Raw genomic sequence first — 237 nt, 5'->3', positions numbered from 1 at the left:
GGCGAATACAGCTTGTCGATGCAGAACTCGCTGCGGTGCGTATTGCCCGTCACGTCGATCAGCAGGTTGCGCAGCACGCGGTCGACGAGCCACGGCGGCATGTCCTGCCCGAACAGCAGCTTGTTGCGCTGGATCTCCGCGAATGCGATGTCGAGCTCGTAAAGCTGGTCGTTGCGTGCCTCGTCGACCCGCGGCGCCTGGCTCGTCGGCCCGATGAACAGCCCCGAGAACAAATAC

The 237-nt window shown here is 63.3% G+C and carries 1 protein-coding gene; it reads right to left on the bottom strand.

The features are described 5' to 3' along the window. A partial coding sequence (locus tag AC1RPK_RS07825) for a transglutaminase family protein (protein WP_481769369.1) occupies positions 1 to 237 on the bottom strand: 237 nt, incomplete at both ends.

Source organism: Dellaglioa sp. CoH-55-MRSF-6, assembly GCF_056782215.1.
The sequence above is the reverse complement of the archived record's forward strand: the minus strand, read 5'-3'. Positions and strand labels throughout refer to the sequence as shown.